This is a genomic window from Clostridiales bacterium FE2011 (genome assembly GCA_017569305.1).
GTDB lineage: Bacteria > Bacillota > Clostridia > Christensenellales > Aristaeellaceae > Aristaeella.
Genome location: CP069418.1, coordinates 118,965 through 143,620 on the forward strand (window position 1 = coordinate 118,965; position 24,656 = coordinate 143,620).

General features: G+C 52.8%; 24 protein-coding genes. 1 reads left to right on the forward strand and 23 read right to left on the reverse strand.

Annotation, left to right across the window (positions count from 1 at the left end; translation table 11 throughout):
- Position 1: 1 nt before the first annotated feature.
- The 22 genes from pknB to JRC49_00660 form a co-directional block, all read right to left on the reverse strand.
- Positions 2–1,885, reverse strand: coding sequence for a Stk1 family PASTA domain-containing Ser/Thr kinase (gene pknB / locus JRC49_00555; GenBank protein QTE71357.1), 1,884 nt, complete (start codon positions 1,883–1,885; stop codon positions 2–4).
- Entirely contained in the window at positions 1,882–2,823 is a 942-nt protein-coding gene (locus tag JRC49_00560; GenBank protein ID QTE71358.1) for a Stp1/IreP family PP2C-type Ser/Thr phosphatase, read from the reverse strand. The genes pknB and JRC49_00560 overlap by 4 nt, the downstream gene beginning before the upstream one ends.
- A gap of 6 nt (positions 2,824–2,829) precedes the next feature.
- On the reverse strand, positions 2,830–3,873 hold the full coding sequence (gene rlmN, locus JRC49_00565) for a 23S rRNA (adenine(2503)-C(2))-methyltransferase RlmN (GenBank protein QTE71359.1): 1,044 nt from the start codon (positions 3,871–3,873) through the stop codon (positions 2,830–2,832).
- On the reverse strand, positions 3,866–5,221 hold the full coding sequence (rsmB, locus tag JRC49_00570; protein ID QTE71360.1) for a 16S rRNA (cytosine(967)-C(5))-methyltransferase RsmB: 1,356 nt from the start codon (positions 5,219–5,221) through the stop codon (positions 3,866–3,868). The genes rlmN and rsmB overlap by 8 nt, the downstream gene beginning before the upstream one ends.
- A complete protein-coding gene (locus tag JRC49_00575) occupies positions 5,218–6,153 on the reverse strand; it encodes a methionyl-tRNA formyltransferase (protein QTE71361.1) in 936 nt (311 codons plus the stop codon). The genes rsmB and JRC49_00575 overlap by 4 nt, the downstream gene beginning before the upstream one ends.
- Entirely contained in the window at positions 6,150–6,650 is a 501-nt protein-coding gene (def, locus tag JRC49_00580; GenBank protein ID QTE71362.1) for a peptide deformylase, read from the reverse strand. Before def ends, JRC49_00575 begins: the two co-directional genes overlap by 4 nt.
- 67 nt (positions 6,651–6,717) lie before the next feature.
- Positions 6,718–8,955 carry a primosomal protein N' gene (gene priA / locus JRC49_00585; protein ID QTE71363.1) on the reverse strand — a complete coding sequence of 746 codons (2,238 nt, stop codon included), beginning with the start codon at positions 8,953–8,955 and terminating at the stop codon, positions 6,718–6,720.
- 116 nt (positions 8,956–9,071) lie between these two features.
- Positions 9,072–11,048, reverse strand: coding sequence for a TRAP transporter permease (locus tag JRC49_00590; protein ID QTE72749.1), 1,977 nt, complete (start codon positions 11,046–11,048; stop codon positions 9,072–9,074).
- Positions 11,049–11,206: 158 nt separating this feature from the next.
- A complete protein-coding gene (locus JRC49_00595; protein QTE71364.1) occupies positions 11,207–12,148 on the reverse strand; it encodes a TAXI family TRAP transporter solute-binding subunit in 942 nt (313 codons plus the stop codon).
- A gap of 98 nt (positions 12,149–12,246) precedes the next feature.
- A complete protein-coding gene (nifS, locus tag JRC49_00600) occupies positions 12,247–13,401 on the reverse strand; it encodes a cysteine desulfurase NifS (protein ID QTE71365.1) in 1,155 nt (384 codons plus the stop codon).
- A gap of 41 nt (positions 13,402–13,442) precedes the next feature.
- Positions 13,443–13,742, reverse strand: a complete 300-nt coding sequence (locus tag JRC49_00605; GenBank protein QTE71366.1) for a hypothetical protein — start codon at positions 13,740–13,742, stop codon at positions 13,443–13,445.
- Between the two features lie 22 nt (positions 13,743–13,764).
- On the reverse strand, positions 13,765–14,277 hold the full coding sequence (locus tag JRC49_00610; GenBank protein QTE71367.1) for a VanZ family protein: 513 nt from the start codon (positions 14,275–14,277) through the stop codon (positions 13,765–13,767).
- Positions 14,278–14,393: 116 nt separating this feature from the next.
- Positions 14,394–15,512, reverse strand: coding sequence for a molecular chaperone DnaJ (gene dnaJ, locus JRC49_00615; protein ID QTE71368.1), 1,119 nt, complete (start codon positions 15,510–15,512; stop codon positions 14,394–14,396).
- A gap of 90 nt (positions 15,513–15,602) precedes the next feature.
- Complete coding sequence (dnaK, locus tag JRC49_00620; GenBank protein ID QTE71369.1) at positions 15,603–17,426, reverse strand: molecular chaperone DnaK; 1,824 nt, start codon at positions 17,424–17,426, stop codon at positions 15,603–15,605.
- A gap of 63 nt (positions 17,427–17,489) precedes the next feature.
- Positions 17,490–18,062 carry a nucleotide exchange factor GrpE gene (gene grpE, locus JRC49_00625; GenBank protein QTE71370.1) on the reverse strand — a complete coding sequence of 191 codons (573 nt, stop codon included), beginning with the start codon at positions 18,060–18,062 and terminating at the stop codon, positions 17,490–17,492.
- Between the two features lie 11 nt (positions 18,063–18,073).
- Entirely contained in the window at positions 18,074–19,126 is a 1,053-nt protein-coding gene (hrcA, locus tag JRC49_00630; GenBank protein ID QTE71371.1) for a heat-inducible transcription repressor HrcA, read from the reverse strand.
- A gap of 152 nt (positions 19,127–19,278) precedes the next feature.
- Positions 19,279–19,884, reverse strand: a complete 606-nt coding sequence (locus JRC49_00635) for a hypothetical protein (protein ID QTE71372.1) — start codon at positions 19,882–19,884, stop codon at positions 19,279–19,281.
- Positions 19,885–19,912: 28 nt separating this feature from the next.
- Entirely contained in the window at positions 19,913–20,656 is a 744-nt protein-coding gene (locus JRC49_00640; GenBank protein ID QTE71373.1) for a hypothetical protein, read from the reverse strand.
- An 11-nt stretch (positions 20,657–20,667) separates the two neighbouring features.
- The gene (locus tag JRC49_00645) at positions 20,668–21,624 is read right to left on the reverse strand and encodes a prolipoprotein diacylglyceryl transferase (GenBank protein QTE71374.1); all 957 of its coding nucleotides are present in this window, start codon (positions 21,622–21,624) and stop codon (positions 20,668–20,670) included.
- 81 nt (positions 21,625–21,705) lie between these two features.
- Positions 21,706–22,761 carry a phosphodiester glycosidase family protein gene (locus JRC49_00650; GenBank protein QTE71375.1) on the reverse strand — a complete coding sequence of 352 codons (1,056 nt, stop codon included), beginning with the start codon at positions 22,759–22,761 and terminating at the stop codon, positions 21,706–21,708.
- Positions 22,762–22,768: 7 nt separating this feature from the next.
- On the reverse strand, positions 22,769–23,083 hold the full coding sequence (locus tag JRC49_00655; GenBank protein QTE71376.1) for a DUF1292 domain-containing protein: 315 nt from the start codon (positions 23,081–23,083) through the stop codon (positions 22,769–22,771).
- Between the two features lie 111 nt (positions 23,084–23,194).
- Positions 23,195–23,413: a DUF896 domain-containing protein gene (locus JRC49_00660; protein ID QTE71377.1), complete on the reverse strand. Its 219-nt coding sequence runs from the start codon at positions 23,411–23,413 to the stop codon at positions 23,195–23,197.
- A gap of 50 nt (positions 23,414–23,463) precedes the next feature.
- Between JRC49_00660 and JRC49_00665 the strand changes: the two genes are divergently transcribed.
- Positions 23,464–23,919, forward strand: coding sequence for a hypothetical protein (locus JRC49_00665; protein ID QTE71378.1), 456 nt, complete (start codon positions 23,464–23,466; stop codon positions 23,917–23,919).
- Here the strand turns inward: JRC49_00665 and JRC49_00670 are convergent.
- Positions 23,907–24,653 (reverse strand): hypothetical protein, encoded by a 747-nt coding sequence (locus tag JRC49_00670; GenBank protein QTE71379.1) that lies wholly within the window; start codon positions 24,651–24,653, stop codon positions 23,907–23,909. The two genes, JRC49_00665 and JRC49_00670, sit on opposite strands and share 13 nt — an antisense overlap.
- Positions 24,654–24,656 lie beyond the last annotated feature (3 nt).

A 24,656-nucleotide genomic window follows, 5' to 3' on the forward strand; every position in this document is an offset into this window, starting at 1 on the left:
TTTACCGTTCGATTACAAAAGGCTCTTGGGGTTCATCATCCTGGTAAACCGTACAGGTATATGTCCTTTCGTCCGGCAGGTTCAGCATAATTGTCTGCTGCCTTTCCAGGTCCGCAGGATACAGGTGCTGGTATACTTCATACTCAACGTCAGAGCCTTCAGCTTTCAGCGTTACCCGGACATTGATATCCTTGCTCTCTTCTTTCAGCTGTATGGTTATTTCCTTGCTGGAAGCATCAGTAAGATAGCGGAAAACATTGACTGAAACGATATCATCCAGCATAGCGTCGGTATTTTCCGCAGGGGACTGTGAAGACACCTTGCCATGCTCCTTGGCATTGCGGGTATCCACAATGTTCAGCGTGGATCCCATCCGCAGCCCGGTCTGTTTCAGCAGTTCCTCGGCGTCCGCAAGGGTCATATAGGCCAGCTTGGGCACAGTAACCTTTCCGCCGCTGATTGTCAGGTTCACCGTGGTATCCTTGCTGACTTTCTCATTGGCCGCCGGTTCCTGGGAAACCACTGTATTGACTTCATAATCTGCGTTAATGATCTTCTGAATCGTCAGAATCAGACCCATGTTCTTGACGACAGTCTTCGCATCCTCCACATTCATTCCCCTCAGATCAGGCATATCCACCTGTGAGGGACCGCTGGATACGGACAGGATGACATTGTCGCCTTTTTGTTTTGTAGCATTTTCCTCCGGGCTCTGCCTGAAAACGACATTGGCTTTTACTTCATTATTACTGAAGTACATTTCAGTAAAAGTAAGCCCTTCTCTTGTGAGGATTTCTTCAGCCTCCCTCACGTCCATACCGATCACAAAGGGTACCGTTGCTGTGGTCACAACCCTCCGGAATATTGCTGTTATGCCGAAATACAGTCCTGTAACCAGCAAAAGTCCAAGAAGTACCGTTGTCACCGCGGTCCTTGTTTTCCGCCTTTTTTCATTCCCGATGCGGTTTCTTCCCGTATCGGGATTGGCCTTGATGCTTTCGTCCTTGATCTGGGGCTTCGGCTGCTGAACCTCAAATTCCTTGGCCGGGAACGCCTGCCTTTCCGGCCTGTTCTCCAGCGCAAGGCGGATATCCGCAGCCATATCCCTTGCGGTCTGATACCTCAGTGCCGGATTCTTTTCCATCGCTTTCATACAGACCCGCACCAGGGCCGGAGGAACATCAGGCGCCAGGTTCTGTATCGGAATAGGCGTGGCATGAAGATGCTGCATTGCAACCGCCACCGGATTGTCTCCGTCATAAGGGACACGTCCCGTCAGCATTTCATAGAGAACAATTCCTGTTGAGTATATATCGCTGGTCGCATTCGCGCCTTCTCCGCGTGCCTGTTCCGGTGAAAAATAGTGAACAGACCCCATGACATTATCGCCTTTTGTCAGTGTGGAGCTGTTTGCGATACGGGCAATACCGAAATCCGCCACTTTTATATGTCCGTCTGCATGAACCAGAATATTCTGCGGTTTGATATCACGGTGCACAATACCGTTACGGTGGGCATGTTCAAGGGCGCTCAGGATACGGATTGCAATCTGGCCTGCGAGGGCAGGATTCAGTTTGCCGCGCTCCTGGATAACGCTTTTCAGCGTTTTGCCCTGAACGTACTCCATAACCAGATACCGGTTATCCCCGTCCATACCGACATCCAGCAGATTAACAATATTGTGATGGGTCATCTTGCTGGCCGCTTCCGCTTCACGCTGGAAACGTCCGATAAACTCACTGTCTTCATTGTATTCCGGGCGAAGAACTTTCACTGCTACGTTGTGTCCGGTTCTCAGGTCCACTGCGCGGTACACAATGGCCATACCGCCCATGCCGATCTGTTCTGTAAGCCGGTATCTGTTTGCCAGTATCTTTTCTTTCACTGCGGAGTCACCTCCTCCGGGGTTTCTCCTTCAGCCGAGGATTCTGCTTTTTCCTCTTCATCCGTCTCTTCCGTCTTTTCTGCACAGGAAACACATTCTGTATCATCCTGTATAAGCACCAGTGAGATATTATCCTTTCCGCCGCCCCTCAAGGCTGCCTGCAGCAGTTCCTCTGCCGCTTCTTCCAGGTTCTCCCCGGCCATCAGGCTGATCAGTTCATCCGTGCTGACCATGCCGTGAAGCCCGTCGGAGCACACAAGCCACCGGTCGCCCTTTCTGCGGTCATGTGTATACATGTCAAGTTCGATATTCGCCTCTGTGCCCACAGCCCGCGTGATATAATTGCGCATCGGATGACAGGCGGCCTGTTCTTCGGTGAGTACGCCTTTCCGAACCATGTCAGCCACCATGGAATGATCATTGGTGATTTGTGTCAGCACGCCGTCCCGGAACAAATACGCCCTGCTGTCTCCAACCTGCCCGATCAGCATTTCTTCCTTTGTCGGCCACAGAACAGTCAATGTTGTTCCCATTCCGGATAAGGAGGAATTGACTTCCTGCTGTTCCCACAGTTCCCGGTTCACTTTCTGTACGGCTTCTTCCAGCTTTTCCCTGCCCGGTTTGCTGTCCTTCGTTTCGCGCAGCAATCCGTCCCTCAGGCCGGCAGAAGCGATTTCACCGCCTTTATGGCCGCCCATACCGTCTGCGACCCCTGCCAGTCCGTTTCCAAGAATCACCGCATCCTGATTGTTTTTGCGCAGCCGGCCTACGTCTGTACGCCAGGCGCAGGAAAGCACACCCTGTTCCTCGGAGAAGTCAACGGACATCACCGGTGTTTCTTCAATCTGCGTTTTTTCGGTTTCAACGGCTTGGGGTTCTTCCCTTTCAATCCCCCGCATCCGTTGAATAACTGTTCCTTTCAGGTTGAACTTGCGCATCTGTCCTTACTCTCCCTTTGAGCTGTTTATTGTCTTTCTGCGCAGCTGGCCGCATGCGCCTTCTATGTCATCGCCCATTTCCCGTCTCCGGGTTGCTGAAATATTATTATCCTGAAGAATTTTGAGGAACCTCCTGACCTTATCCTCGGAAATCCCTTTCATATCCCTTTCCTCCACGGTGTTCAGCGGAATCAGGTTCACATGGCACTGCATCCCCCGCAGGATGGACGCAAGTTCTTTTGCCTGCTCTTCCCCTGCATTGACACCGTCAGACAGGGCGTATTCGAAGATCACCCGTCTTCCGGTTTTCCGGATATAATTCCTGCATGCTTCCAGGATTTCGGGAATGGACCACGTATAAGCAACCGGCATGGTCATTTTCCGGATTTCATCGTTGGGCGCATGCAGCGATACGCAGAGTGTCACCGGTAGATTTTCCTCGGCAAGCTGGTACATCTTCGGTACGATCCCGCAGGTGGAAAGCGATACATTCCGGATACTGAGCCGTATCCCTTCTTCTTCCCGCAGAAGCCGTAGAAATCGGATGACATTATCATAGTTGTCAAGCGGTTCTCCGCTTCCCATCAGCACCACATGGCTGACCCGGATATCTTCCGGAGACAGGTAACGATTCGCGCACAGAACTTCTCCCAACATTTCTCCCGCGGTGAGATCCCTGACCCTGCCTTCCAGTGTCGAGGCACAGAATCTGCATCCCATACGGCAGCCCACCTGTGTGGATATGCACAGACTGACGCCGTATTTATACCGCATCAGTACGCCTTCCACGCAGTTGCCGTCCTTCAGCGCGTAAAGGAACTTCACGGTACCATCCAGCGGACTTTTACGCTGCAGACGGATACTGACAGGCTGTGCAACCGCTTCCTGCTGCAGTTTTTCACGCATGGCGGCAGGCAGATTGGTCATTTCCTCAAAATCCGCTCCCTGATGGATCCACCGGAAAATCTGTTTTCCCCGGAATGCCGGGTATCCCTGGTCTTTGACCCACGCGGTTATTTCATCGCAGGTCATACCGGTCAGTTCAGTCATCTTTTCTCCTCATTCTGATCAGGTAGAAACCTTCCAGTCCGTCCCTGTGCTCCAGCAGCTGAAGTCCCATGCTGTACCTGCTGCGGTATTTTTCCGGCACGCTCATGGGAAGGGCTGCCTTTTCAAACTCCGGATGTCTTTCCAGAAAACGTTCCGCCTGATGCTCGTTCTCGTCCTTCAGGATGGAACAAGTGGAATACACCAGCGTTCCGCCTGGTTTCACATAAGCGGAAACTGTATCCAGCAGCCGTTCCTGCAGTTCTGTCAGCTCTTTTACGCTTTCTTCCGTTACCCGCAGTTTCAGGTCCGGTTTCTGGGCCATGAATCCCAGTCCGGAACATGGTGCGTCAAGCAATACTGCATCCATTGTGCCTGTCAGATCTTCCCGAAGCCGGCATGCATCCCGCACCATGGGACGGATATTCTCAAGCCCCAGCCTTCTGGCCTGAGCTTCAATCAGCGCAACCCTGTGTTCATGTATATCCCAGGCCTGAATCCTTCCGGTACCGCCCATCAGTTCGGCAAGATAGCATGTTTTTCCGCCCGGTGCGGCACAGCAGTCAAGGATCTGCTGTCCCCGCTTCACTCCCAAGGCAAGGCAGGCAAGCATGCTTCCGCCGCTCTGGATGGAATAATTACCCGCCAGATAATCCGCATCCCGCGATATATCCATCGCTCCGGTAATTTTCCACGCATGAGGCAGTTCTGTTTTCTCTTTCTTCCAGATTTTTTTGCCCAGCAGTTTCTCAAATTCGGCATCATCCAGCCGGGTAAGATTCGGACGCAGCGTCCATCCTTCTTCCGGATTGCGGTATGAAAGAATTGATTCTGCTTCCTCTCCGTAATCAGTTTTCAGCCTTTTCCAGATCCACTCCGGAACGCTGTAACGGATCGAAGCGGCTTTATCCGGTTCCTTTTCTGCGTCAGGCATCACAAGTTCGTCTTTTTTCCGGATCAGATTTCTCAGGATGCCGTTACAGACCCCTTTCAGTCCGGGCATGCCCAGTTCTGCGCACAGCTGTACACAGAGATTGGTTGCAGCGCTCTCCGGAATCCGGTCTTCCAGCAGGATCTGACATGCGCCGAGACGCAGAATATTGATCAGCTTGATGTCCGTATCCGGTTTCGCCATCACCTGTGCCAGAGCCCAGTCCAGATAGATCAGATGATCCAGCGTGTCATATACGAGCCTGGATACAAGTCTGCGGTCTGCGTTTCCGAGCCCGCATCCTTTCAGTTCCGCGTCCAGAGCCAATGCGGCGTAAGCGCCGTCTTCCGTCACTTTCCGGATAACCTTCAGTGCGATCCTTCTGGCTGCCAGCCCTTCCATGGTTCTCTGTTCCTTCATTGCATATCCTCTTTCAGATTTGTCCCCTCCGGAATGCCGTGACCCCGCAGGTAGTCTTCAGCTCTCATGCGCTTTCCGCCGGGTGCCTGCACTTCCAGGATTCTTACAGCTCCCTGTCCACAGGCAATGATCAGCCCGTTTTTCGGATCCGCTTTGATCACTGTACCGGCTTCACCGGCTCCTTCACAGTTCACAGCCCGGAGCAGTTTCAGCCTTTCTCCCTGAACCGGTACGCTGACACAGGGCCAGGGGTTCAGTCCGTTTATTCTTCCGCGGACCAGATTGTGATCCTCTGCAAAATCGGCAATCCCCATCGTCTTTTCCAGCATGGGATCGTAGGTCATCTCTTCATGCTTCTGTGGATATCTTACCAGTGTCCCTGCCTCCAGCTGGCGAACTGTGCGGATCAGAAGATCCGCTCCGATCCGGCTCAGCCGTTCTGTCAGCTCCCCGCAGGTTTCACTCTCTCCGATCTCTGTGTTTTCCTGAAGCAGCATATCGCCTGTGTCGATCCCGGCATCCATGAACATGGTCGTCACTCCTGCCAGCCGTTCACCGTTCATGATGGCATAGGCAATCGGTGCAGCTCCCCGATGTTTCGGGAGCAGGGACGCATGTACGTTGATATTGCCAAGGGGCGGAATATCCAGTATTTCCTGGCTCAGGATCTGGCCGAATGCCGCTGTCACGCAGAGATCAGGCTTCAGGTTCTTCAGATCATCCACACCTGTTTTCCGGATCCGTTCAGGCTGAAATACGGGAATACCCGCTTCTTCAGCCGCAATCTTTACAGGACCCGGAACCATCTTTTTGCCGCGTCCCTTCGGGCGGTCTGGCTGTGTAAACACGCCGGCAATCTCATATCCTTCCCGGATCAGAGCCTTCAGCGGCTCCACAGCAAACTCCGGCGTACCCATAAAAACAATTCTCACTGTTCGCCATCCTCCGGAATATGTCCCTGAATCTCCTCTTCTGTCAGTTCCCTGTCCATGACGTCAATGTAAAGCGTTCCGTCCAGGTGATCGAGTTCATGGCAGATTGCCCTTGCCTCAAATCCCTCGGTTTCCAGTTCATAGCTGTCGCCGTTTTTGTCCTGGAACCTGGCTTTGATCTTCATCGGACGGGTCACAACACCCTGTCTTCCGGGTACGCTCAGGCAGCCTTCCCGGCCCGTCTGCTCGCCTTCCCGCTCAATGATTTCAGGATTGACCATTTCCAGCAGGCCGCTGTGGTCTTCTGTAACGTCCACCACGGCAATCCTGCGCAGGATACCCACCTGCGGAGCAGCAAGGCCGACGCCTTCGGCCTTGTACATCGTGTCAGCCATATCCTTCAGGAGCGTCGCAAGCCGTTTGTCAAATTTCTCCTGCGGCTTGCAATGCTTTCTCAGTGCGTCATCCCCCAGGGTAACAATTTTCCGAATCGCCATTTTCTCTCTGCCTTTCCTAAAATGCTTTTTCTGTAAACTGAACGTTTTTACGCCTGTTATTCTTTCCTCACATCATGGTTGTCGGATTTACCTCAAACCAGACTTCAGCGTTTTCATATTCTTCCCTTGACAGTTCATTCATTGCCGCGATCATCTCATCAGCTTCCCGGCTGACAAGAAGCTTCATCAGTACGTGTCTGCGGTTTTTCCCGCGCAGCACTTTGACGCTCGGGGCGTCGTTTGAAATCAGCAGCAGCTTCTTCTGCCATTCCGGATGTCCTTCCAGCAGTTTCCGTGTCTCCTGTTCAATCCGGTTTGCCGCAGCTGACGCGGCTTGTTCGGAAACACTTTCCGTAAGGAATCTGACAAGCAGCGTAAACGGCGGATATAAACCGTGCCTGCGCCTGCGGAATTCATCTTCGAAGAAAGATCTGTAATCCTGCCCGGCAGCGTATCCGATCACAGGATCTTCCGGCTTATAGGTCTGGATAATCACCCGTCCCGGTCTTTCACCGCGTCCTGCTCTTCCCGCCACCTGTGTCAGCAGCTGGAAAGTTCTTTCGCGGCTCCGGTAGTCCGGAAGGTTCAGCGTCATATCTGCCGCAACCACGCCGACAAGCGTTACTTTGGGAAAATCCAGTCCCTTGGCAATCATCTGGGTTCCGATCAATACGCGTGCCCTTCCGCTGCGGAATTCCTCCAGGATCCTGCCGTGCCCGTCTTTGCCTCCCGTCGTGTCGTAGTCCATCCTGACGGTTGTCACTCCCGGCAGCAGCTTATGGACCTCTTCTTCCACCTTCTGGGTTCCCGCCCCGAAATACCGGATATACTTCCCGCCGCATTCGGGACATACTGCCGGCGGTTTCATCATCTGTCCGCAATAGTGGCACCGCAGCAGGCCGTCCGTACTGGCCATATGGTATGTCATGCTGATATCACAGTTCGGGCATTTCACCACATATCCGCACGTCCGGCAGCTGACAAAAGAGTTGTATCCCCTTCGGTTCATCAGCAGCATGGCCTGTTCACCCCGGGCGGAACAATCCTTCAGCGCTTTTCTCAGGGCCCCGCTGAGCACTGTGCGGTTTCCGTTTTCCAGTTCCTCCCGCATATCAATGATCTCAACTTCCGGAAGCGGCCGGTCCATTACACGCCGCGGCATTTCCAGCAGCATATAATCGCCCCGTCTCGCTCTGGCGAAACTGAGGATACTGGGTGTGGCGCTTGCCAGCACAAGCGTCGCATTCTCCCTGTCGCACCGTTTGCGGGCAACTTCCCGGGCATCATACTGCGGATGATGATCGTTCAGATAGGTGCTTTCATGTTCCTCGTCGACAACGATCAGTCCGAGATCCCTTGCCGGTGAAAAAACAGCGCTTCTTGCACCGATAATCACCCGTGCGTCTCCCCGCCTGATCCGACGCCATTCATCAAAGCGCTCGCCGGGGCTGAGCCGGGAATGAATCACAGCGGCTACCGGACCAAACCGGCTCCTGAACCAGGAAACCATCTGCGGTGTAAGCGCGATTTCCGGCACAAGAATAATCGCGCTTCTTCCGTAATTCAAAGCACTGCGTACTGCCGCCATGAAAACTTCCGTTTTCCCGCTTCCCGTCACTCCGTGAAGCAGGAACCTTCCGCCTTTCCCGTTCAGGCAGGGCAGTATTTCTTCCAGTGCCTCCTCCTGTCCGGGCGTCAGCGTGAAACCCGGATCTTCCGGCTGTTCAAAAGCGTTTCCGGGGGTACGAAGCATTTCCTCGCTTTCCAGTCTGATCATGCCGTCCGCGGCCAGCTTTTTCAATGCTTCGTTCGGATCCTTTACAAGGGAGGTTATTTCCTTCACTGTATGAATGTTTTCGTCGGCAAGGAATCTCAGCAAAGCCGCCCGTTTGGGGCTGCGTTTTTCCCTTTCCGCCGCTGACAGGGCTTCTTCCCTCGTTACATTCAGGCAGGCTGTCCGTTCGGTTTTGACGTGTACCCTGCCGCCTCTCATCTGGGCGGGCAGCATCAGGCGCAGTGTTTCAGCCAGCGGGCAGTGGGCTTCCCGGGCCATTTCTTCCGCCAGGTTCATCAGCTCCGGCGGGATTGCCGCATACTCCTCCAGCGGTGCGATGACATTCCTGATCCTGTTAGCTTCAAGCTCGCATTGCTCCGTCAGGCTGAGGACGATTCCTTCCTTCTGGAGTCGTCCGAAAGGCACACTCACCCGTTGTCCCGGCTGCAGCTGCATTCCCTCCGGAATCCGGTAAGTAAAGGGGCTTGCCACGTTCTCGTGAACGATGTCGATGATCACCTGACAAAACACCCTTTTCCCTCCTTTTCGGGTAAAATATACCATCTTTTATTATATCGTTTTTTGCCCCTCAAAACAAGTAAAAACCGCACGTTTCCGTGCGGTTTGATTGTTATGAAGCCTTTTGTTTACTCCTGATTTCCAGACTCTGTCACGAACAGTTTCGGTACGCCGATTTTCTGCCAGGCCAGCACCCCGCCAACCAGCAGCACGCCGATGATATCCGTCACATATCCGGGATAGATCAGCAGCAGGCCGCCTGCAATGGCGATAATCCTGAGCACGATGCCGATTGCCTTTGCGGTTCCATGCCGCTCATAGCTGCTGAATCCGCTTAATCCGTATGTCACTCCATACATGCCGGCAATGGAAGTAATGGTAATCAGAGCCACTTCATACCAGGTGGTATTGATCAGCAGCATATCAGGACTCATCGCGAAGATAAACGGAATAATGAATCCTGCAATAGCCAGTCTCGTTGCGTTGACTCCGGTTTTCATCGGGCTGCCGCCGGAAATGGCCGAACCGGCATAGGCAGCCAGCGCCACGGGCGGTGTGATATCTGCCACAATCCCATAATAAAACACAAAGAAATGGGCAGCAATCAACGGAACATTCATCTTGAACAGAATCGGTGCGCATGTCGATGCCATGATGCAGTATGTTGCAGTCGTGGGAAGCCCCATGCCCAGGATAATGCAGCAGATCATCGTCAGGACCAGGCCCAGGAACAGTTTTCCCTGGGATATGGTAACAATGGCGTTAATCACTGTCGATGCGAGTCCCGTAACGGTCAGGCAGCCGCATATCAGGCCTGCCACGCCGCAGGCCACAGCCACGGAGATACAGCTTCGTCCTCCGTTTTCAAGAGCCTCAAAAACATGAACCGGTTTGAAGCGTTGATTATGCGTGCCTTCGCCGGTTTCCAGCGGTTTGCCATGCCGGATATTGCGATGAATGTTACTGATAATGCCCACGGCAATTGTAGCCAGGATGGATACCGCCGCGGAAAACTGCATCGTTTTGCTGTTCGAGCACACCAGATAAATCAGGATTGCCAGAGGCAGCAGCAGATAGCTTTCCTTCATCAGCTCCTTAATCCGGGGCAGCTGTTCCTTGCTGAGTCCCTTCAGTCCCAGCCGCTTTGCCTCAAGATGCACAGAAAGGAAAACGCCGAGGAAATACAGGCAGGCCGGCAGAATCGCCCTGACAATGATGTCAGAGTACGGAACACCCAGATAATCCGCCATCAGGAAGGCAGCCGCGCCCATAATCGGCGGCATGATCTGTCCACCTGTGGACGCCGCGGCTTCAACCGCACCGGAAAAGTTTTTGTCATAACCTGTCTTTTTCATCATCGGGATCGTAATGGATCCCGTTGTGACGGTATTACCAACGGAAGAGCCGCTCACCATACCGCACAGCGCGGAGGAAATAACCGCCACTTTGGCAGGACCGCCGGCGAACCTTCCGGTCAGCCCGTTTGCCAGTGCAATGAAGAACTCTGAAATACCTGTTTTCTCCAGGAAAGCCCCGAATATGATAAAAACGACAATATATTTGGAGCATACATTCACCGGAGTGGACAGCAGGCCGTTCTCATTGTAGAAAAGCTCATGCACCACATTGGCCAGCAGTTTACCGTCCTTGACATAGAAATAGATCGTGTATCCCAGGAAAATACCGGCAACGCAGAGGATCGGCAGCCCGACAGCCCGGCGGCAAAGCTCGCACAGCACAAGGATACCCACGATTCCCGCAATAATGTACACAGGGTCGTTCAGCTTGGTTTTGATCCGGGTTGTCATCAGGTCCGGAGCCTTGAAAGTATAATAGAAAAAGGCTGCCGCACCCAGCACAATCAGTACAATATCATACCAGGGCATATGATTGACCTTCACATGTCCTTTTTTAGCCGGATAGGTCAGGTAACCCATGACTACGACCAGTCCGAGGAATGAACTCAGCCGGACCTGGTCCAGCATATTGGCAAACAGCGTGACATACATACAGTACAGGGAAAATGCCGCCAGAATGATTCCAACAAAAATCCTGGGCTTGCCTTCCCAGACCCGGACATTGCTTTCGCGGTCATACTTCCGCATAATCGCGTCCAGCTCTGCCGCTGTTGTTTCTTTCTCCGCCGCAGATTCCGGAATCGTGTTTTGTTCCTTCTTGCTCACAGGCTATTCTCCTCAATCAAAATAAAAAAGAAAACGGGAATCCGCGCTCCGTATGGGAGACGGATTCCCGGACAAATCGCTTATTCAGCAGTCTCCACGGTGATGCCCTGTTCAGCAAAGTATTTGGCAGCGCCGGCATGATAAGGAATGCCGCAGACGGAAGCATATTCCAGGTCAAGATCCTTGGCCTTGTCATGGGCAATGCTGTCCTTGCCTTCAAAGATTGTCTTCACAATCGTGTAGGCATCTTCTTCGCTGACCTGGTCGTTGGCGATGATGGTCGCCTTGACGCCCACAGTCACAACGTCCTCATCCTGTTTGGCATAGGTGCCGGCAGGAATGATGCTCTTGGTATAGGCACCGGAAATACCCTGCAGGATGGCAACATGTTCGTCATCCAGCGACACAAGATAGGTATCCTTGCTGGTAGCCAGGTCGGTAACCGCAGGGGTGGGAGCACCGGCCACAACAAAGGCAGCGTCGATCTTGCCATCCTTCAGTGCTTCAGCGGAATCAGCGAAGCTCTGGTAGGTGGGGGTAATGTCGTCTTCCGTCATGCCATAGGCATTCAGGAAGTCAATGGCGTTGAAATACACGCCTGAGCCCTGGGAGCCGATGGAGACGTTCTTGCCTTTCAGGTCCGCAACGCTCTTGATCTCGGGGTTGCAGGTAATCAGCTGCACGGTCTCAGTGTAGAGGGCAGCGATAGCGGTGAAGGAAGTAACAGGGTCTCCTTCATAAATGCGGATACCGTTGAAAGCATAGTAAGCCACGTCGTTCTGCACGAAGCCCAGCTGGGCAACCTGCATATCCAGCTTGTCGATGTTGTCAGCAGAGCCGTTTCCGGCCACAGCTGTCATATCAACCTCAGAGTTCGCAGCCACATACTGGGCCAGCACATTGCCGTAGCCATAATAAGTTCCGGCCGTTCCGCCGGTGGTGAATGTAAGGCCGTCCGCCAGCGCGGAAGCGGCTGCAAATACCATCATCAGGCTCAGAAGAAGTGCAAGCAGTTTTTTCATTGAATCCAATCCTCCAGTCAAGTGTGAAATAAAAAATCTGTTGCATACATGATACAACAGATTCAGAGCTTGCCTATGTCTTTTTCGTGTTCTGCTTTTTATCCTCGGAACAGGGAACGAAGATCGTTCACAATTTCATGGATAACAGTGACGGTTTCATCAATTTCTGCTTCCGTATTGCAGGTTCCCGTTGTCAGCCTCAGGCTGCCCTTTGCTTCCTGCTCCGTCAGTCCGATAGCCTTCAGCACATGACTGATTTCCTGGCTGCCGGCGGTGCAGGCACTGCCGCTCGACGCGGCGATCCCGGCCAGGTCCAGTCTCAGGAGCAGGGCCTCGCCGTCAATTCTGTCAAAACTGATATTGCAGTTGTTCGGCAGCCGGCCTTCTCTCCGGCCGTTCAGTTTTGTACCCGGAATCTCAGTCAGGATGGCATTGATCAGCCTGTCCCGCAAGCGGGACATTTTGTCGGCATTTTGCTTCAGTTCTTTACTGGCAGCCTCTATGGCCGTTCCCAGGCCGACGATTCCGGGAACATTCTCCGTACCGGCCCGTAAGCCCCGTTCCTGTTCCCCGCCGTGTATCAGGCTGTCAATATGCGTGCCATGACGTACATACAGCGCCCCCGCCCCTTTCGGTCCATAGAATTTATGCGCGCTGATGCTGAGCAGGTCTGCTTTCCATTCATTTACATTGATCGGAACAGCCCCCGCTGCCTGTACCGCATCCGTATGGAAACAAATCCCCTTCTCCCGTGCGGCAGCCCCGACTTCAGCGACCGGTTCAATTGTTCCGATCTCGTTGTTGGCTGCCATCATGCTGATCAGGATCGTATCCTCCCTGATTGCCGCCAGGATCTTTTCCGGAGCAATGTATCCTTCACTGTCCGGATTGATATAGGACACTTCAAATCCCTGTTTTTCCAGCCATCTGCAGGTATTCAGCACGGCAGGATGCTCAATGGCCGTCGTAATGATATGTTTCCCTTTTTCCTTCAGGGCAAATGCCGTACCCTTTACTGCCAGGTTATCACTTTCGCTTCCGCCGCCGGTGAACATGATTTCCCGTGGTTCGGCTCCGATAGCTTCGGCAACCTGCCTGCGTGCTTTTTCCACTGCCTTTCGCGCTTCCCTGCCGGTACCGTAGACAGAGGAAGCGTTCCCCCAGCAGCTGTTGAAAAAGGGCATCATTGCCTCAAGCACCTGTGCGCTGACAGGTGTTGTTGCCGCATGATCCAGATAGATTCTGTTCATCATATATCCGCCTTCTAAACAAACGTTTCGCGATTGATCCCGGATCAGAAGTTTGTGCTGAACAGCGAGAAGCTCCGGCTCATGTCGTTGATCACAAAGTAAATCATACTGAATATCAGGGTTACAAGAAGCAGGATCAGCAAAGCACCGCCGATCACAGCCACAAGGTTTCCAGCTCCGAGGGCCACACGGAATCTGGATCTACGGATTTCCTGCCGTTCATCGTCTGAAATCTCAGGTTCTTCCTCATCCGTCAGTTCATCAAAACCGTCGTCGTATTCTTCCTGTTCTTCCGTTTCATACGGCTCTTCAGGATAAGGCTCATTACTTTTGAAATAGGCCATACTTTCTCTCCTTACCCGGCTGTTATTCCGTCTCAGCGTTCCTTCTGTTTATACGCCTGATCAGAAGGGCTGCGATCAGCACGCCCAGCAGCACTCCGCTTCCGTCCACAATAACGTCCGACCACTGCCCGCTTCTGCCTTCTATCAGAAGCTGATGAAATTCATCTGTACAGGCATAGATCGTTCCACCGCAGAAACCGGCAATTGTCAGACTGCGGGATTTTCTGACCTTCCGTCCGAACCAGCTTTCCAGGCAGAGCCGAAGCATCAGCCCCAGCACCATGTATTCTGTAAAGTGTGCGCATTTACGCACGATATGCTGCATGTCATCATACAAAAGCTTCTGCCTGGATTCTTCAAGCTGTTCATATTCCGGATGAATAATCGACAAAACCCTTCTCGAAATCAGACCGCTTGTCCTGTCTGAGTGTTCGGCGTCCTCCGTTGAAAAAGCAAATATCATGACCATTACAGCAGCTGTCAGAAGCGTTGTCAGTATCCTGACCCAGCTTCTCTGCCATCCGGTTTCCGTCATTCCATGACCATCCTTTCGTTACAATTTTACATTGTACAGATCCCATTCCGCTCCGTCAAGCAAAGAAAAGAAGCGGGTATTGTGTACCCGCTTCTTTCCTTTCAGGCTGTATCCTGTCACTGGAAGAGTTCTTTCACTCTGTCCATAAAGCTCTTTCGGTTTTCATACTCCCGGTCGCCTGTGGTTGCGTCAAACTCACGCAGCAGATCCTTCTGCTTGTTCGTCAGCCTTCTCGGAATCTCCACTTTGACGCGCAGTATCAGATCGCCCTTTCCGCTGCCTCTCAGCTGCTGGATACCCGCTCCCTTGATCCTGAATTCTGTGCCGGGCTGTGTTCCCTCAGGGATACGGTATTTCACAGGGCCGTTCAGGGTCGGAACCTGTACGTCTCCGCCCAGCGCCGCTGTAGCGAAGCTGATGGGGAAATCGAGCAGCAGATTGTATCCGTCCCGCTTGAACAGATTGTGCGGCTTGACATTCACCACAATATACAGGTCGCCGTTCGGGCCTCCCCTCATACCGGGTTCACCCTGGGCATTCATAATAATTGTCTGCCCATGATCAATGCCGGCGGGAACCTTTACAGTCACGGTTCTCTTTTTCCTGACCCGTCCGGTTCCGCCGCAGGAAGAGCACTTTTCCTTGATCATCTTGCCGCTTCCGCCGCAGGTGGGGCATGTCCTGACCGTCGTCATCCAGCCTCCGCTCTGACGGATCTGGCCTGTTCCTTTACAGGTGGTACAGGTTACAGGGCTTGTGCCGGGTTTTGCTCCGCTGCCTTTACAGGTTGCGCACAGCTCATTCCGGAAGATTTCAAAGCTCTTCTCGCAGCCTTTGGCCGCTTCTTCAAAAGTGATGCGCAGCTCATACCGCAGGTCGTTCCCCTGTACCGGCCCCTGGTTCCGGGAGCTTCTGCCCATACCGCCGTTAAACAGCTGGTCAAAAATATCTCCCATGCCGAAATCAAATCCGCCGGCAAAAGGATTGCCCCCGCCGCCCATTCCGGCCATCGGGTCTTCAAATCCGTACTGATCATACCGGGCCCGTTTCTGCGGATCACTCAGAACCTCATTGGCTTCATTCAGTTCTTTGAACCGTTCCACAGCTTCCTTGTCATCCGGATGCAGATCCGGATGGCATTCTTTGGCTTTTTTCCGATAAGCTTTTTTAATCTCGTCGTCTGTCGCGTTCTTTCCGACGCCGAGCACCTCATAGTAATCCCGCTTATTCGCCATAAAGCCATCTCACCTTCTTCCTCAAAGCAAGCCCACCCTCTTATCGGGGGCGGGCTTGCCTGCCGGATATCTTATTCCTTAAACCGGTTATTATTCAACGCTTCCGTCCGCGTTTACGCTGCCGTCATCGTTGGTGGTTCCCGCCTCCGGGCCTGCGCCGTTCATGGGATCAGCTCCGCCGGCCTGCTGCTGGTAAAGCTTTCCGAAAACAGCGTATACCTTCTGGGTGAAGCCTTCCATTGCGTTCTTGATTTCGTCCGCGTTGTTGCCCTCACGCACTTTCTTGAAAGCGTCGATCTCGTTCTGCACGGCGTTCTTATCTTCATCAGACAGCTTGTCGCCGTTATCGCGCAGGGTCTTCTCAGTTTCATAAATCAGGCTGTCAGCGTGGTTCAGGGTTTCAACCTCTTCCTTGCGCTTCTTGTCCTGTTCTGCGAACTGTTCAGCTTCCTTTACGCGCTGGTTGATTTCTTCTTCGGACAGGTTCGTGCTGGCAGTAATGGTGATCTGCTGCTCGTTGCCTGTGGCCTTGTCCTTTGCGCTGACATTCACGATACCGTTGTTGTCAATGCTGAAGGTAACTTCAATCTGCGGCACGCCTCTGGGCGCGGGTGCAATACCGGTCAGCTGGAAGCGGCCCAGGGTCTTGTTATCGTAAGCCATCTGCCGTTCGCCCTGCAGGACATGGATCTCAACCGTGGTCTGTCCGTCTGCAGCGGTGGAGAACACCTGGCTCTTGCTGGTCGGAATGGTGGTGTTACGCTCAATCAGCTTTGTGAAGATATGGCCTTCCGTCTCGAGGCCCAGGCTCAGCGGCGTAACGTCCAGCAGCAGCACGTCCTTGACTTCGCCGCCCAGAACACCGCCCTGGATGGCAGCGCCGATAGCAACGCACTCATCCGGGTTGATTCCCTTGAAGGGCTCCTTGCCGGTTACCTTTTTCACTGCTTCCTGAACCGCGGGGATACGGGTGCTGCCGCCCACCAGGATCACCTTATTGATCTGATCAACCGTCAGACCGGCATCCTTAAGGGCTTTGCGCATGGGTTCAACCGTGGCTTCCACCAGATCCGCGGTCAGTTCATTGAACTTGGCCTGGGTCAGGGTAACGTCCAGATGCTTCGGGCCGGTAGCGTCTGCTGTAATGAAGGGCAGATTGATATTGGCGGTTGTTGTTCCGCTCAGCTCAATCTTGGCCTTTTCAGCAGCTTCCTTCAGGCGCTGTGCCGCGATCTTGTCCTGCTTCAGGTCAATACCGTTCTCTTTCTTGAACTGTTCAGCCACATAATCAATAATCCGCTGGTCAAAATCGTCGCCCCCCAGACGGGTGTTGCCGTTCGTGCTCAGCACTTCAAACACGCCGTCGCCGATGTCCAGAATACTGACGTCGAAGGTACCGCCGCCCAGGTCGTACACCAAGATCTTCTGGTTTTCTTCCTTGTCCAGGCCATAGGCCAGGGACGCTGCAGTAGGCTCATTGATGATACGCAGCACTTCCAGTCCGGCAATACGTCCGGCATCCTTGGTCGCCTGACGCTGACTGTCATTGAAGTAGGCAGGAACCGTGATAACCGCCTGGGAAACTTTCTCGCCCAGGTAGCTTTCAGCGGTCTCTTTCATCTTGGTCAGAATCATGGCGCTGATATCCTGGGGAGTGTACTGTTTCCCGTCAATGTTTACTTTATAGCTGGTACCCATTTCACGCTTGATGGAAATCACCGTCCGGTCCGGATTGGTGACGGCCTGGCGCTTGGCCACCTGACCGATCAGGCGTTCACCGTCTTTGGTAAAAGCCACCACAGAAGGGGTGGTCCGGCTGCCTTCAGCATTCGCTATAACAGTCGGCTGTCCGCCTTCCATTACAGCCACGCAGCTGTTTGTAGTACCCAGGTCAATACCGATAATCTTGCTCATAATGATCCCTCCGTTTATCTTCATCCTGTTGATAACTGATTTATTTCCGAAAACGCTTTCGCGTTATTCAGGCACAACTTTTACCATGGCATGTCTGAGAACCTTGTCTCCGATCATGTATCCTTTCTGCAGCACCTGGCACACGGTTCCGGGTTCACCTTCGTCCTCTGTACCCTGCAGAATGGCGTTTTCCAGATTCGGATCAAATTTTTCTCCCAGTCTGTTAATGGGCTTGACTTCCATCTTTCCGTAGGCATCCGTCATCTGTTTCAGCACCATTTCGACGCCGTTCTTCAGCGCTTCATCAGTGCTTCCGACCGCCGCATCTACAGCCCGTTCAAGATTGTCAAGCACCGGCAGCATCATGGCGGCTACGTCTTTCCTGCCGTCTGCATAGGCGTCAGCCCTGACACTTTCATTCCTGCGGCGGAAGTTTTCAAAATCCGCCTGCACCCGCTGGGCAAGCGCCAGGTACTCAGCCGCTTTGGCATTGGCCTCATCCAGCGCCTGTTTAACCGGATCCTGAACCTCTTCAGCGGCCGCCTCTTTCGGTTCGGTTTCCTTTTCTTCTTCCGCTGGAACCTCGTTCTTCATTTCTTCCGGTGTCTCGTTGATTTCGTTCTTCTTCCTGCTCATATTTGCGCCTTTCATTCCTGATTCCGGGAAGGATTGTTTTCATCCTCGCCGTTAAACATATCCGTCAGCTGATGTCCCATCATGTTCAGGATGGAAATCACCCGTGAATATCTCATTCTTGTCGGCCCGATTACGCCGATGGTTCCCTGCTGTCCTCCCCGGGTTGAATAAGTAGCCGTAATGATGGAACAGTCTGCCATTTCCGGCACACCTGTTTCAGGACCGATCCGGACTGTAAAGGCCAGTTCTCCGTTCCCGCGGACAATTTCCGCCAGCTTGTCTCTTGTTTCCATCAGGCTGAGAAAACTTCTTGCCTTGTCCACATCGCTGTATTCGGGATAACTCAGCATGTTGCTGGTGCCGCCCACAGCCACATGAGGGCTTCTGGAGGCTTGCTGACCTTCCGTGAAATACCCATACAGTCCGCGGAGCACTTCGTCATTTCCTTCCATGCGGCGGATCAGTTCCGGCAGAACACTGCAGGCGTCACTGAGCTTACAGCCTTTCAACTCATTGGTCAGCGTTCTCGAAATGGCATACAGCGTGTCACCGTCCATTTCGGGACTGATGCGGATCACGCTGTCCCGTATAACACCCTGATCTGTGACAATCACCACAAGGGCGCTTCCGATGGAAACCGGCACCAGCTGGATTGTCTGCAGCCTGGGTTCAAGTCCGTTCGGGGAAAGAACCACTGCCGTATACTGCGTCAGGCTGGACAGCACGCGGGCCGCATGGTCTATGACGTCTTCCATCTGGTGAATCCGTCCGGAGAAATGACCCAGAACGCTCTCTGCGCTGTCATCCGGGATTACTCCCGACTGCAGCAGGGAATCCACATAAAGCCTGTATGCCTTGGCGGAAGGAACCCGGCCGGCAGACACATGCGGCTGATCAAGAAATCCCAGCTCCTCCAGGTCACTCATCTCATTCCTGATCGTGGCGGAAGACAATCCGGTTTCGTACTTTTTGCTGATTGTCCGCGATCCGACCGGAATGCCGGTCAGAATATAGTCGTCAATGATCGCGCGTAAAATCCGTCTTTTGCGATCGTCCATCTGCATCTGACCGTCTCCTTTCCTGTGGTTGTTAGCACTCACCTCTTTCGAGTGCTAACCACAGGCATAATGTATCACCAAGCCTTTTCTTTGTCAATACTTTCAAGGCCTGTTTTCAGTGAATTCTTTGTGTGGAAATGTGAACGGACTGTGAATAATCACAGCCCGTTTGTCTGATAAATCCGGCTCCCCAGTTCCGGGGATACATACATGATGGCAAAGGCTTCCGGTGAATAGTTGTAGAGATAGATTGTTGTACCGTCTGTCGTCATCCATCCCTCGGCGTCTGTAATCAGTTCAGTCTTATACCGGTTTGGATTGATTGCATCCATCAGCGCTTTGATTTTCAACGGTTCAGCCGGTGCTTTTTCACCATACAGGGAGCAGAGTGCTCCGGATAAATAACTGAAATCATCCGTGTCCTTCTGCCGTGCAAACTCATATGAAATCATCAGAAGCCGGTTGTCTCTGAACATAAAGACCAGATCTGCCGTAAACCGGCTGACTGAAACCTTGCCGTCCGTCAGCATGATGGACCAGTTCTGCATGCTGCGTTCCGTCATCTGTTCAACTTCCAGTGCCTTTACCTGCTGCTGATTCATTCCCCAGCGGATTCCGTCCCTGAACCGGAAAGCATCAGGCGCCGGCGTTGCGGTCGGCATACTGAACCAGTCCCGGATATCGGAAACCGTCTCAGCGCCGGCAATTCCGGTCAGTGCAATGAGCATAAGAACCGTCAGAATGACTGCCGCTGTTCTTCTCATCGGATGCTCTCCTTTCAATAACTTCTGTTTATGCTTCCGGCACGTTTTCTCCCGCCAGCTGCAGCAGCTGATTCCTGGCTTCCCGCAGGATTCGTTCCTGTTCTGCGGCGTACCCGTTTTCAGGTTCGTAGACGATTTCGTTCCCGAAGGTAAACGTACGTTTTTCCCTGTTGGCAAAAACCGGCATGATGCGCAGCTTTTTACCGGATCGTTTCCACCAGGCTTCCGCAAGCATCAGGAATCCGGGAGACAATTCACTGACGCTGCCCTTCACATACTTTCCGTCAGGATGTTCCGGAAAGATCATCAGGTTATCTCCGTTTTCCAGTGCTTCGACGCTTTTCCGGAGCGTCATCCTCAGCTTCATCGGAGAATCCCGGTATACCGGAATGGCATTCAGCCCGCACATGACGTTCACGCTGAGCCAGCCCATAAGCCTGGCCAGAAGCTTCCGGACGAAAACCGGCAGGAAAGTCTTCTTGCTGAAGGTATTCTCATACAGATAGGCCCTGACATCCCGGGATCTTCCCATCATATGGGAAATAACCCAGAATCTGACAGGCACCGGAAAACACAGCGCGCTTGCGATCGGTCCGTATATCTCGGCATGGTTGCCGAGAAAAACCAGCGGGTTTTCACTGTCCTGCCTGATATGATCCAGATTGACCATCTTGTGTCTGTTGAAAGGCCTGAGAATACCGATAACGATTTTCGTAACCAGCTTTTCTTTCATCCCGGCCTTTTTCTGAATCAGGATATCCGTGCCGTCCATCTTCTACTCTCTCACTCAGCTATATTTTCTTCTCCGTTTGTTTTCAGGAGGATCATACCAAGTACAGCGGGAATGGCAACAACAATAATCATTGCCACATAGATCAGCAGTTTGTTCCATGTAGTCCGGTCCAGGGCAAATTCCAGGCCGATCACAGCGCCTGTCATCAGCGGAAGGCTGATCAGTGAGGCAACAGAAAGAGCAGACTTCGGTCTTTTCCCTCTGATCACAGCCAGCACAACCCCCAGTGCGAGCATCAATGCAGCCGCAATCTGCTGCAGTCCTACAAATGAAACGCTCAGGAACCGGTCATACCGCAGGCTCTCTGTGATGATGGAAGCCGCTCCGAAAAGAAGCAGGAAAGCATTTGCAAGGTTACCCGCCTTTTCTTTGCGGGACATCCGCAGCGCCAGGACAATGAACAGGACAACCGCCGCGGCTGCTGCCACATAGTACGTGGCCAGGCAGGGTTCATCTCCGCCCACGGCCAGGAAACTGCCATTCAGGAAAGTACTGTCCAGCGGACGGCTGATGTCAAAATCCTCAATGCGGCTTTCACCGATCCGCTCCGCGGCAATAAACGGCAGGATGGAAAGGCTGACCGCATCCAGTACTTTGCCGGTGTTCTCTTTTGTGATCCGTGCGCTGATATATCCGCCCACCAGCACGCCGCCGATCAGCCCGAACATGCTCCAGCCCCCGCCGCTTACCTGCGGCCAGAAGAACAGGGGCGTCATATGACCCAGTTCCTTGTTCAGCAGGCAGAAGGAGACCCTGGAGCAGATCACTCCGCAGAGAATGGAAAGAACGGCCGTCAGCAGGGATGTTCCCTTTTTGAATGACAGGCCGCGCCCGGTAACGCACAGGCAGATAACGGCAAACAATACGCCAAGGGCAACATAGGCTCCGAAAGCATACATCCTTATGCCCAGCACTTCAATGATTACGGCTTCTTCAATCAGATTCATTCCGTCAAAACCTCTCTGTTCTGAATACGGAAACATACTTCCCGGCCCGCAAACCGGAAAGTATGCTGAATTTTCATTCCGTTATGGTTGCATTGTCGCAAAATAAATGATATCGCTCAGGGTCCGGTCATCAGCGCCGGGCTGTCCTTTGATCACCTGATCGCCAAAAACCATTTCCGCGCTGTTTCCGCCGTCCAGGTTGAACGCCTGCACGCAGCCCAGGTTGTACATGAATTCGGCCAGCTTTCTCTGGGAGAATCCGGTATTACCGGATCGGTCCTTGGGCTGGATAATGACCATCACATAGCTCAGCGGACCCATCTGTCCGATGGCAGTCCTGGGTTCACGCCCGTTGGGATTATATCCGTAGTTCTCATCCAATTCCAGCAGGACGCCGTCTTTTACCAGGGCCGGGCCGAAGGTGAAAGCATTGATAATAGACCGGCCTTCCTTCTTCAGTTGATCAGGCAAATCCTTGATTCCCTGGGACTTTATAAATAAACGGAAATTACCCAGGTCGTCAATCACCAGAATGTCCTTGGTCTTGTTGGTCTTGCTGCGGATTGCTTTGGTCATACGGAATTCAAACGTGGTTTTCTGGGGATTATCCACATAGTTGTCCCCGTTGATCGCGATCACGGCATTGTAATACTTAGCCATCGCTTTCACTGTCTTCGTCCGTGTGGAGGATGTCTTTTCAGGATTGGCCACCCCTGTGCGCAGCTGGCAAGGATCCGCAATCTGAATATAGGCAACATACATTTTGGTGCCGTCGTCCATTTCCTGTTTTTCCATCTTTACGCGGATCGTCTCATCCTCATAGCTGTCTTCGGTATACAGGGCAGCGTCCGGGGCCGGAGGAACAGTAAAATCAAACGGGATCACCCATTCCGGATGCGCTTCAAAAGCGCCTTCAGCCGGTTTTTCCCCGTCCAGTTCCTCTTCCTCAACTTCCTCTTCCGGCAGATCTTCCGCCATGGCGCCGGGGAAAAACAGTTTGCCGAAATCAATTTCGTCTTCCCCGTCGTTCATCAGTTCCATTTTGACATCATTGAGCAGATTCGGGGAAGACACTGTAAAAGGAATGATCAGGATCATCGCTGCGCACAGCAGAATCAGCAGTATCCGTAAGGGCATTTTCATCTTATTCTTCCTCTTCCCCATCTTCCGCCATTTTGGTGTTGAAAATCTCAACCAGTTTCTGGCCGAGGGTTTCGTCCTCAATCAGTTCGAAACTTTCTGTTTCCTCGCCGTCCTCATCCTGCTCTGCAACAATCTTGCAGATAATGCATTCCTGCTGTCCGTCTTCAGGTTCTTCATCGGACGCTTCCACCAGCAGGGCATATTCCTCTCCGTTGTAGAACATATAGTCGACTACGGTATAATTGTATTCGTTGCCGTCTTCATCTTCAAAGACGATGACGTCCTCTTCCATGTTGTTCATTTCATTGTCGCTCATTTTGTAATTCCTGCCTTTCTTCAGTCTCAGTTTAGAATATGTCCAAACAGCTTTACATTATACCCGAACCCATTTTCTTTGACAAGTTGACTTTCCCCTGTCCCGGCTTTATCATTGGACAGGCAGGTTATCCTTCTGCTTCAGAGCATGCCGGGTTCCGTCCTGTTCCTGGATCACCAGGTTATCCAGCATGGCTTTCATGTTTTCCCGGTATTCTGCCAGGTATTCACGCCGGAGTTCTGCCTGTTCCGCCGTTTCCGCCTCGGTCAGTCCGACGGCCTTTTTCTTTCTGGCCAGTTCATTGATTCGTTCAATCTTTTTCTTCTCCATATTCTTTCCTCTTGACGTTTCGTGATTATGATGCATTAAGGAGACGTTTTATGATTCAGGGTAAATGGTTTTCCCCGGGTGACGATCTTTCCTCTGTTTTATCCGTCCGCGAGGCTGTGCTGGGGTTTGGAACAGATTCCCTTGATCCGGAAAGCTGGAATGTGCTTGTTTTTGAGGACTCCATCCCGGCTGCCACCGGCCGCATCTGGTGGAAAGACGGCAGCTTCTGGCTGGGCGATATTGCCGTAGTGGAATCCCGCCGCGGCAGGCATCTCGGAGACCTGGTGCTGCGCCTTCTTCTGTACAAAGCCCAGAGTCATTCTGCGCGGGAAGTCCGTCTCCGCTGTCCCCGTGACCTGACAGGATTCTTTTCCCGTCTGGGGCTGCGGGAAGATGCTTCCCCCGAATCTGATCCCGTTGAAATGATGATTCCAGGCGAGCAGATTGATCTGGATACCTGCAGCCGCTGTCCGAAAAAGAACTGTCCGAACCGTCAGCCCGGCTGATCCTCTTTCGGTTTCATTTTACGCACATCGCTGCCGGCAATCAGCGTCAGGATCATCGCCAGCAATGCGCTTCCCATCTTCACCGCGAAATCTGCGATATCGCTTCCGGCTGTCAGTATTTCCTTCGTTGTCAGGATATTCAGCACAAGGCAGGCTGTGACTGCTGTCATTTCTGCGGCGGTTCTCAGCGGCATGCGGCAGATTTTTGCCCTTCTGATCGTCCAGATAACGAGGCACAGCAGTACAGTTGCTGAAGAGGTGCAGTGAAACAGGATATGCGGCTCCAGGCGGAAATCTTCCGTACCAAGCCTGATCACCGACCAGAGGCATACCGCGGTCATCAGCAGGTCTCCGTTATCCGGAAACTCTTCCCTGCGCAGAATCAGCCATACGCATAGCAGCAGAAACAGAATCAGTGCCGCGACGGCTTCAATCCGCATCGGCCTGTAGCACCCTTCTTCACACAGCCATCTTACCTGGGGCAGCGGTTCAATCACCGCTGCTCCTTTTCCATAGGAAATATCCTGAAAGGTTTTCAGGAAGGCAAGAGCCGGCAGAAGTCCAAAGCCGATTCCGTTCATAACCTGGCCGGCAAATATGGGTTTGCCGGTTCTCTTTTTCCGGTTCAGCAGCCACCAGGTCATGAACAGGAGCAGTACGATGACCGACAGGATTCCGTAAACGGCGGTAACGGTAAAGGTGATACCGAAAACCTCAAAGAGTTTTTCACTCATGAG

Bases quoted from the DNA above. Each gene is read 5' to 3' on its own strand.
- JRC49_00560 (QTE71358.1), bottom strand. From the start codon at position 2,823: ATGCGCAAGTTCAACCTGAAAGGAACAGTTATTCAACGGATGCGGGGG.
- rlmN (QTE71359.1), bottom strand. From the start codon at position 3,873: ATGACTGAACTGACCGGTATGACCTGCGATGAAATAACCGCGTGGGTC.
- rsmB (QTE71360.1), bottom strand. From the start codon at position 5,221: ATGAAGGAACAGAGAACCATGGAAGGGCTGGCAGCCAGAAGGATCGCA.
- def (QTE71362.1), bottom strand. From the start codon at position 6,650: ATGGCGATTCGGAAAATTGTTACCCTGGGGGATGACGCACTGAGAAAG.
- JRC49_00590 (QTE72749.1), bottom strand. From the start codon at position 11,048: ATGCGGAAGTATGACCGCGAAAGCAATGTCCGGGTCTGGGAAGGCAAG.
- JRC49_00595 (QTE71364.1), bottom strand. From the start codon at position 12,148: ATGAAAAAACTGCTTGCACTTCTTCTGAGCCTGATGATGGTATTTGCA.
- nifS (QTE71365.1), bottom strand. From the start codon at position 13,401: ATGATGAACAGAATCTATCTGGATCATGCGGCAACAACACCTGTCAGC.
- JRC49_00605 (QTE71366.1), bottom strand. From the start codon at position 13,742: ATGGCCTATTTCAAAAGTAATGAGCCTTATCCTGAAGAGCCGTATGAA.
- JRC49_00610 (QTE71367.1), bottom strand. From the start codon at position 14,277: ATGACGGAAACCGGATGGCAGAGAAGCTGGGTCAGGATACTGACAACG.
- dnaJ (QTE71368.1), bottom strand. From the start codon at position 15,512: ATGGCGAATAAGCGGGATTACTATGAGGTGCTCGGCGTCGGAAAGAAC.
- dnaK (QTE71369.1), bottom strand. From the start codon at position 17,426: ATGAGCAAGATTATCGGTATTGACCTGGGTACTACAAACAGCTGCGTG.
- grpE (QTE71370.1), bottom strand. From the start codon at position 18,062: ATGAGCAGGAAGAAGAACGAAATCAACGAGACACCGGAAGAAATGAAG.
- hrcA (QTE71371.1), bottom strand. From the start codon at position 19,126: ATGCAGATGGACGATCGCAAAAGACGGATTTTACGCGCGATCATTGAC.
- JRC49_00635 (QTE71372.1), bottom strand. From the start codon at position 19,884: ATGAGAAGAACAGCGGCAGTCATTCTGACGGTTCTTATGCTCATTGCA.
- JRC49_00640 (QTE71373.1), bottom strand. From the start codon at position 20,656: ATGGACGGCACGGATATCCTGATTCAGAAAAAGGCCGGGATGAAAGAA.
- JRC49_00645 (QTE71374.1), bottom strand. From the start codon at position 21,624: ATGAATCTGATTGAAGAAGCCGTAATCATTGAAGTGCTGGGCATAAGG.
- JRC49_00650 (QTE71375.1), bottom strand. From the start codon at position 22,761: ATGCCCTTACGGATACTGCTGATTCTGCTGTGCGCAGCGATGATCCTG.
- JRC49_00655 (QTE71376.1), bottom strand. From the start codon at position 23,083: ATGAGCGACAATGAAATGAACAACATGGAAGAGGACGTCATCGTCTTT.
- JRC49_00660 (QTE71377.1), bottom strand. From the start codon at position 23,413: ATGGAGAAGAAAAAGATTGAACGAATCAATGAACTGGCCAGAAAGAAA.
- JRC49_00665 (QTE71378.1), top strand. From the start codon at position 23,464: ATGATTCAGGGTAAATGGTTTTCCCCGGGTGACGATCTTTCCTCTGTT.
- JRC49_00670 (QTE71379.1), bottom strand. From the start codon at position 24,653: ATGAGTGAAAAACTCTTTGAGGTTTTCGGTATCACCTTTACCGTTACC.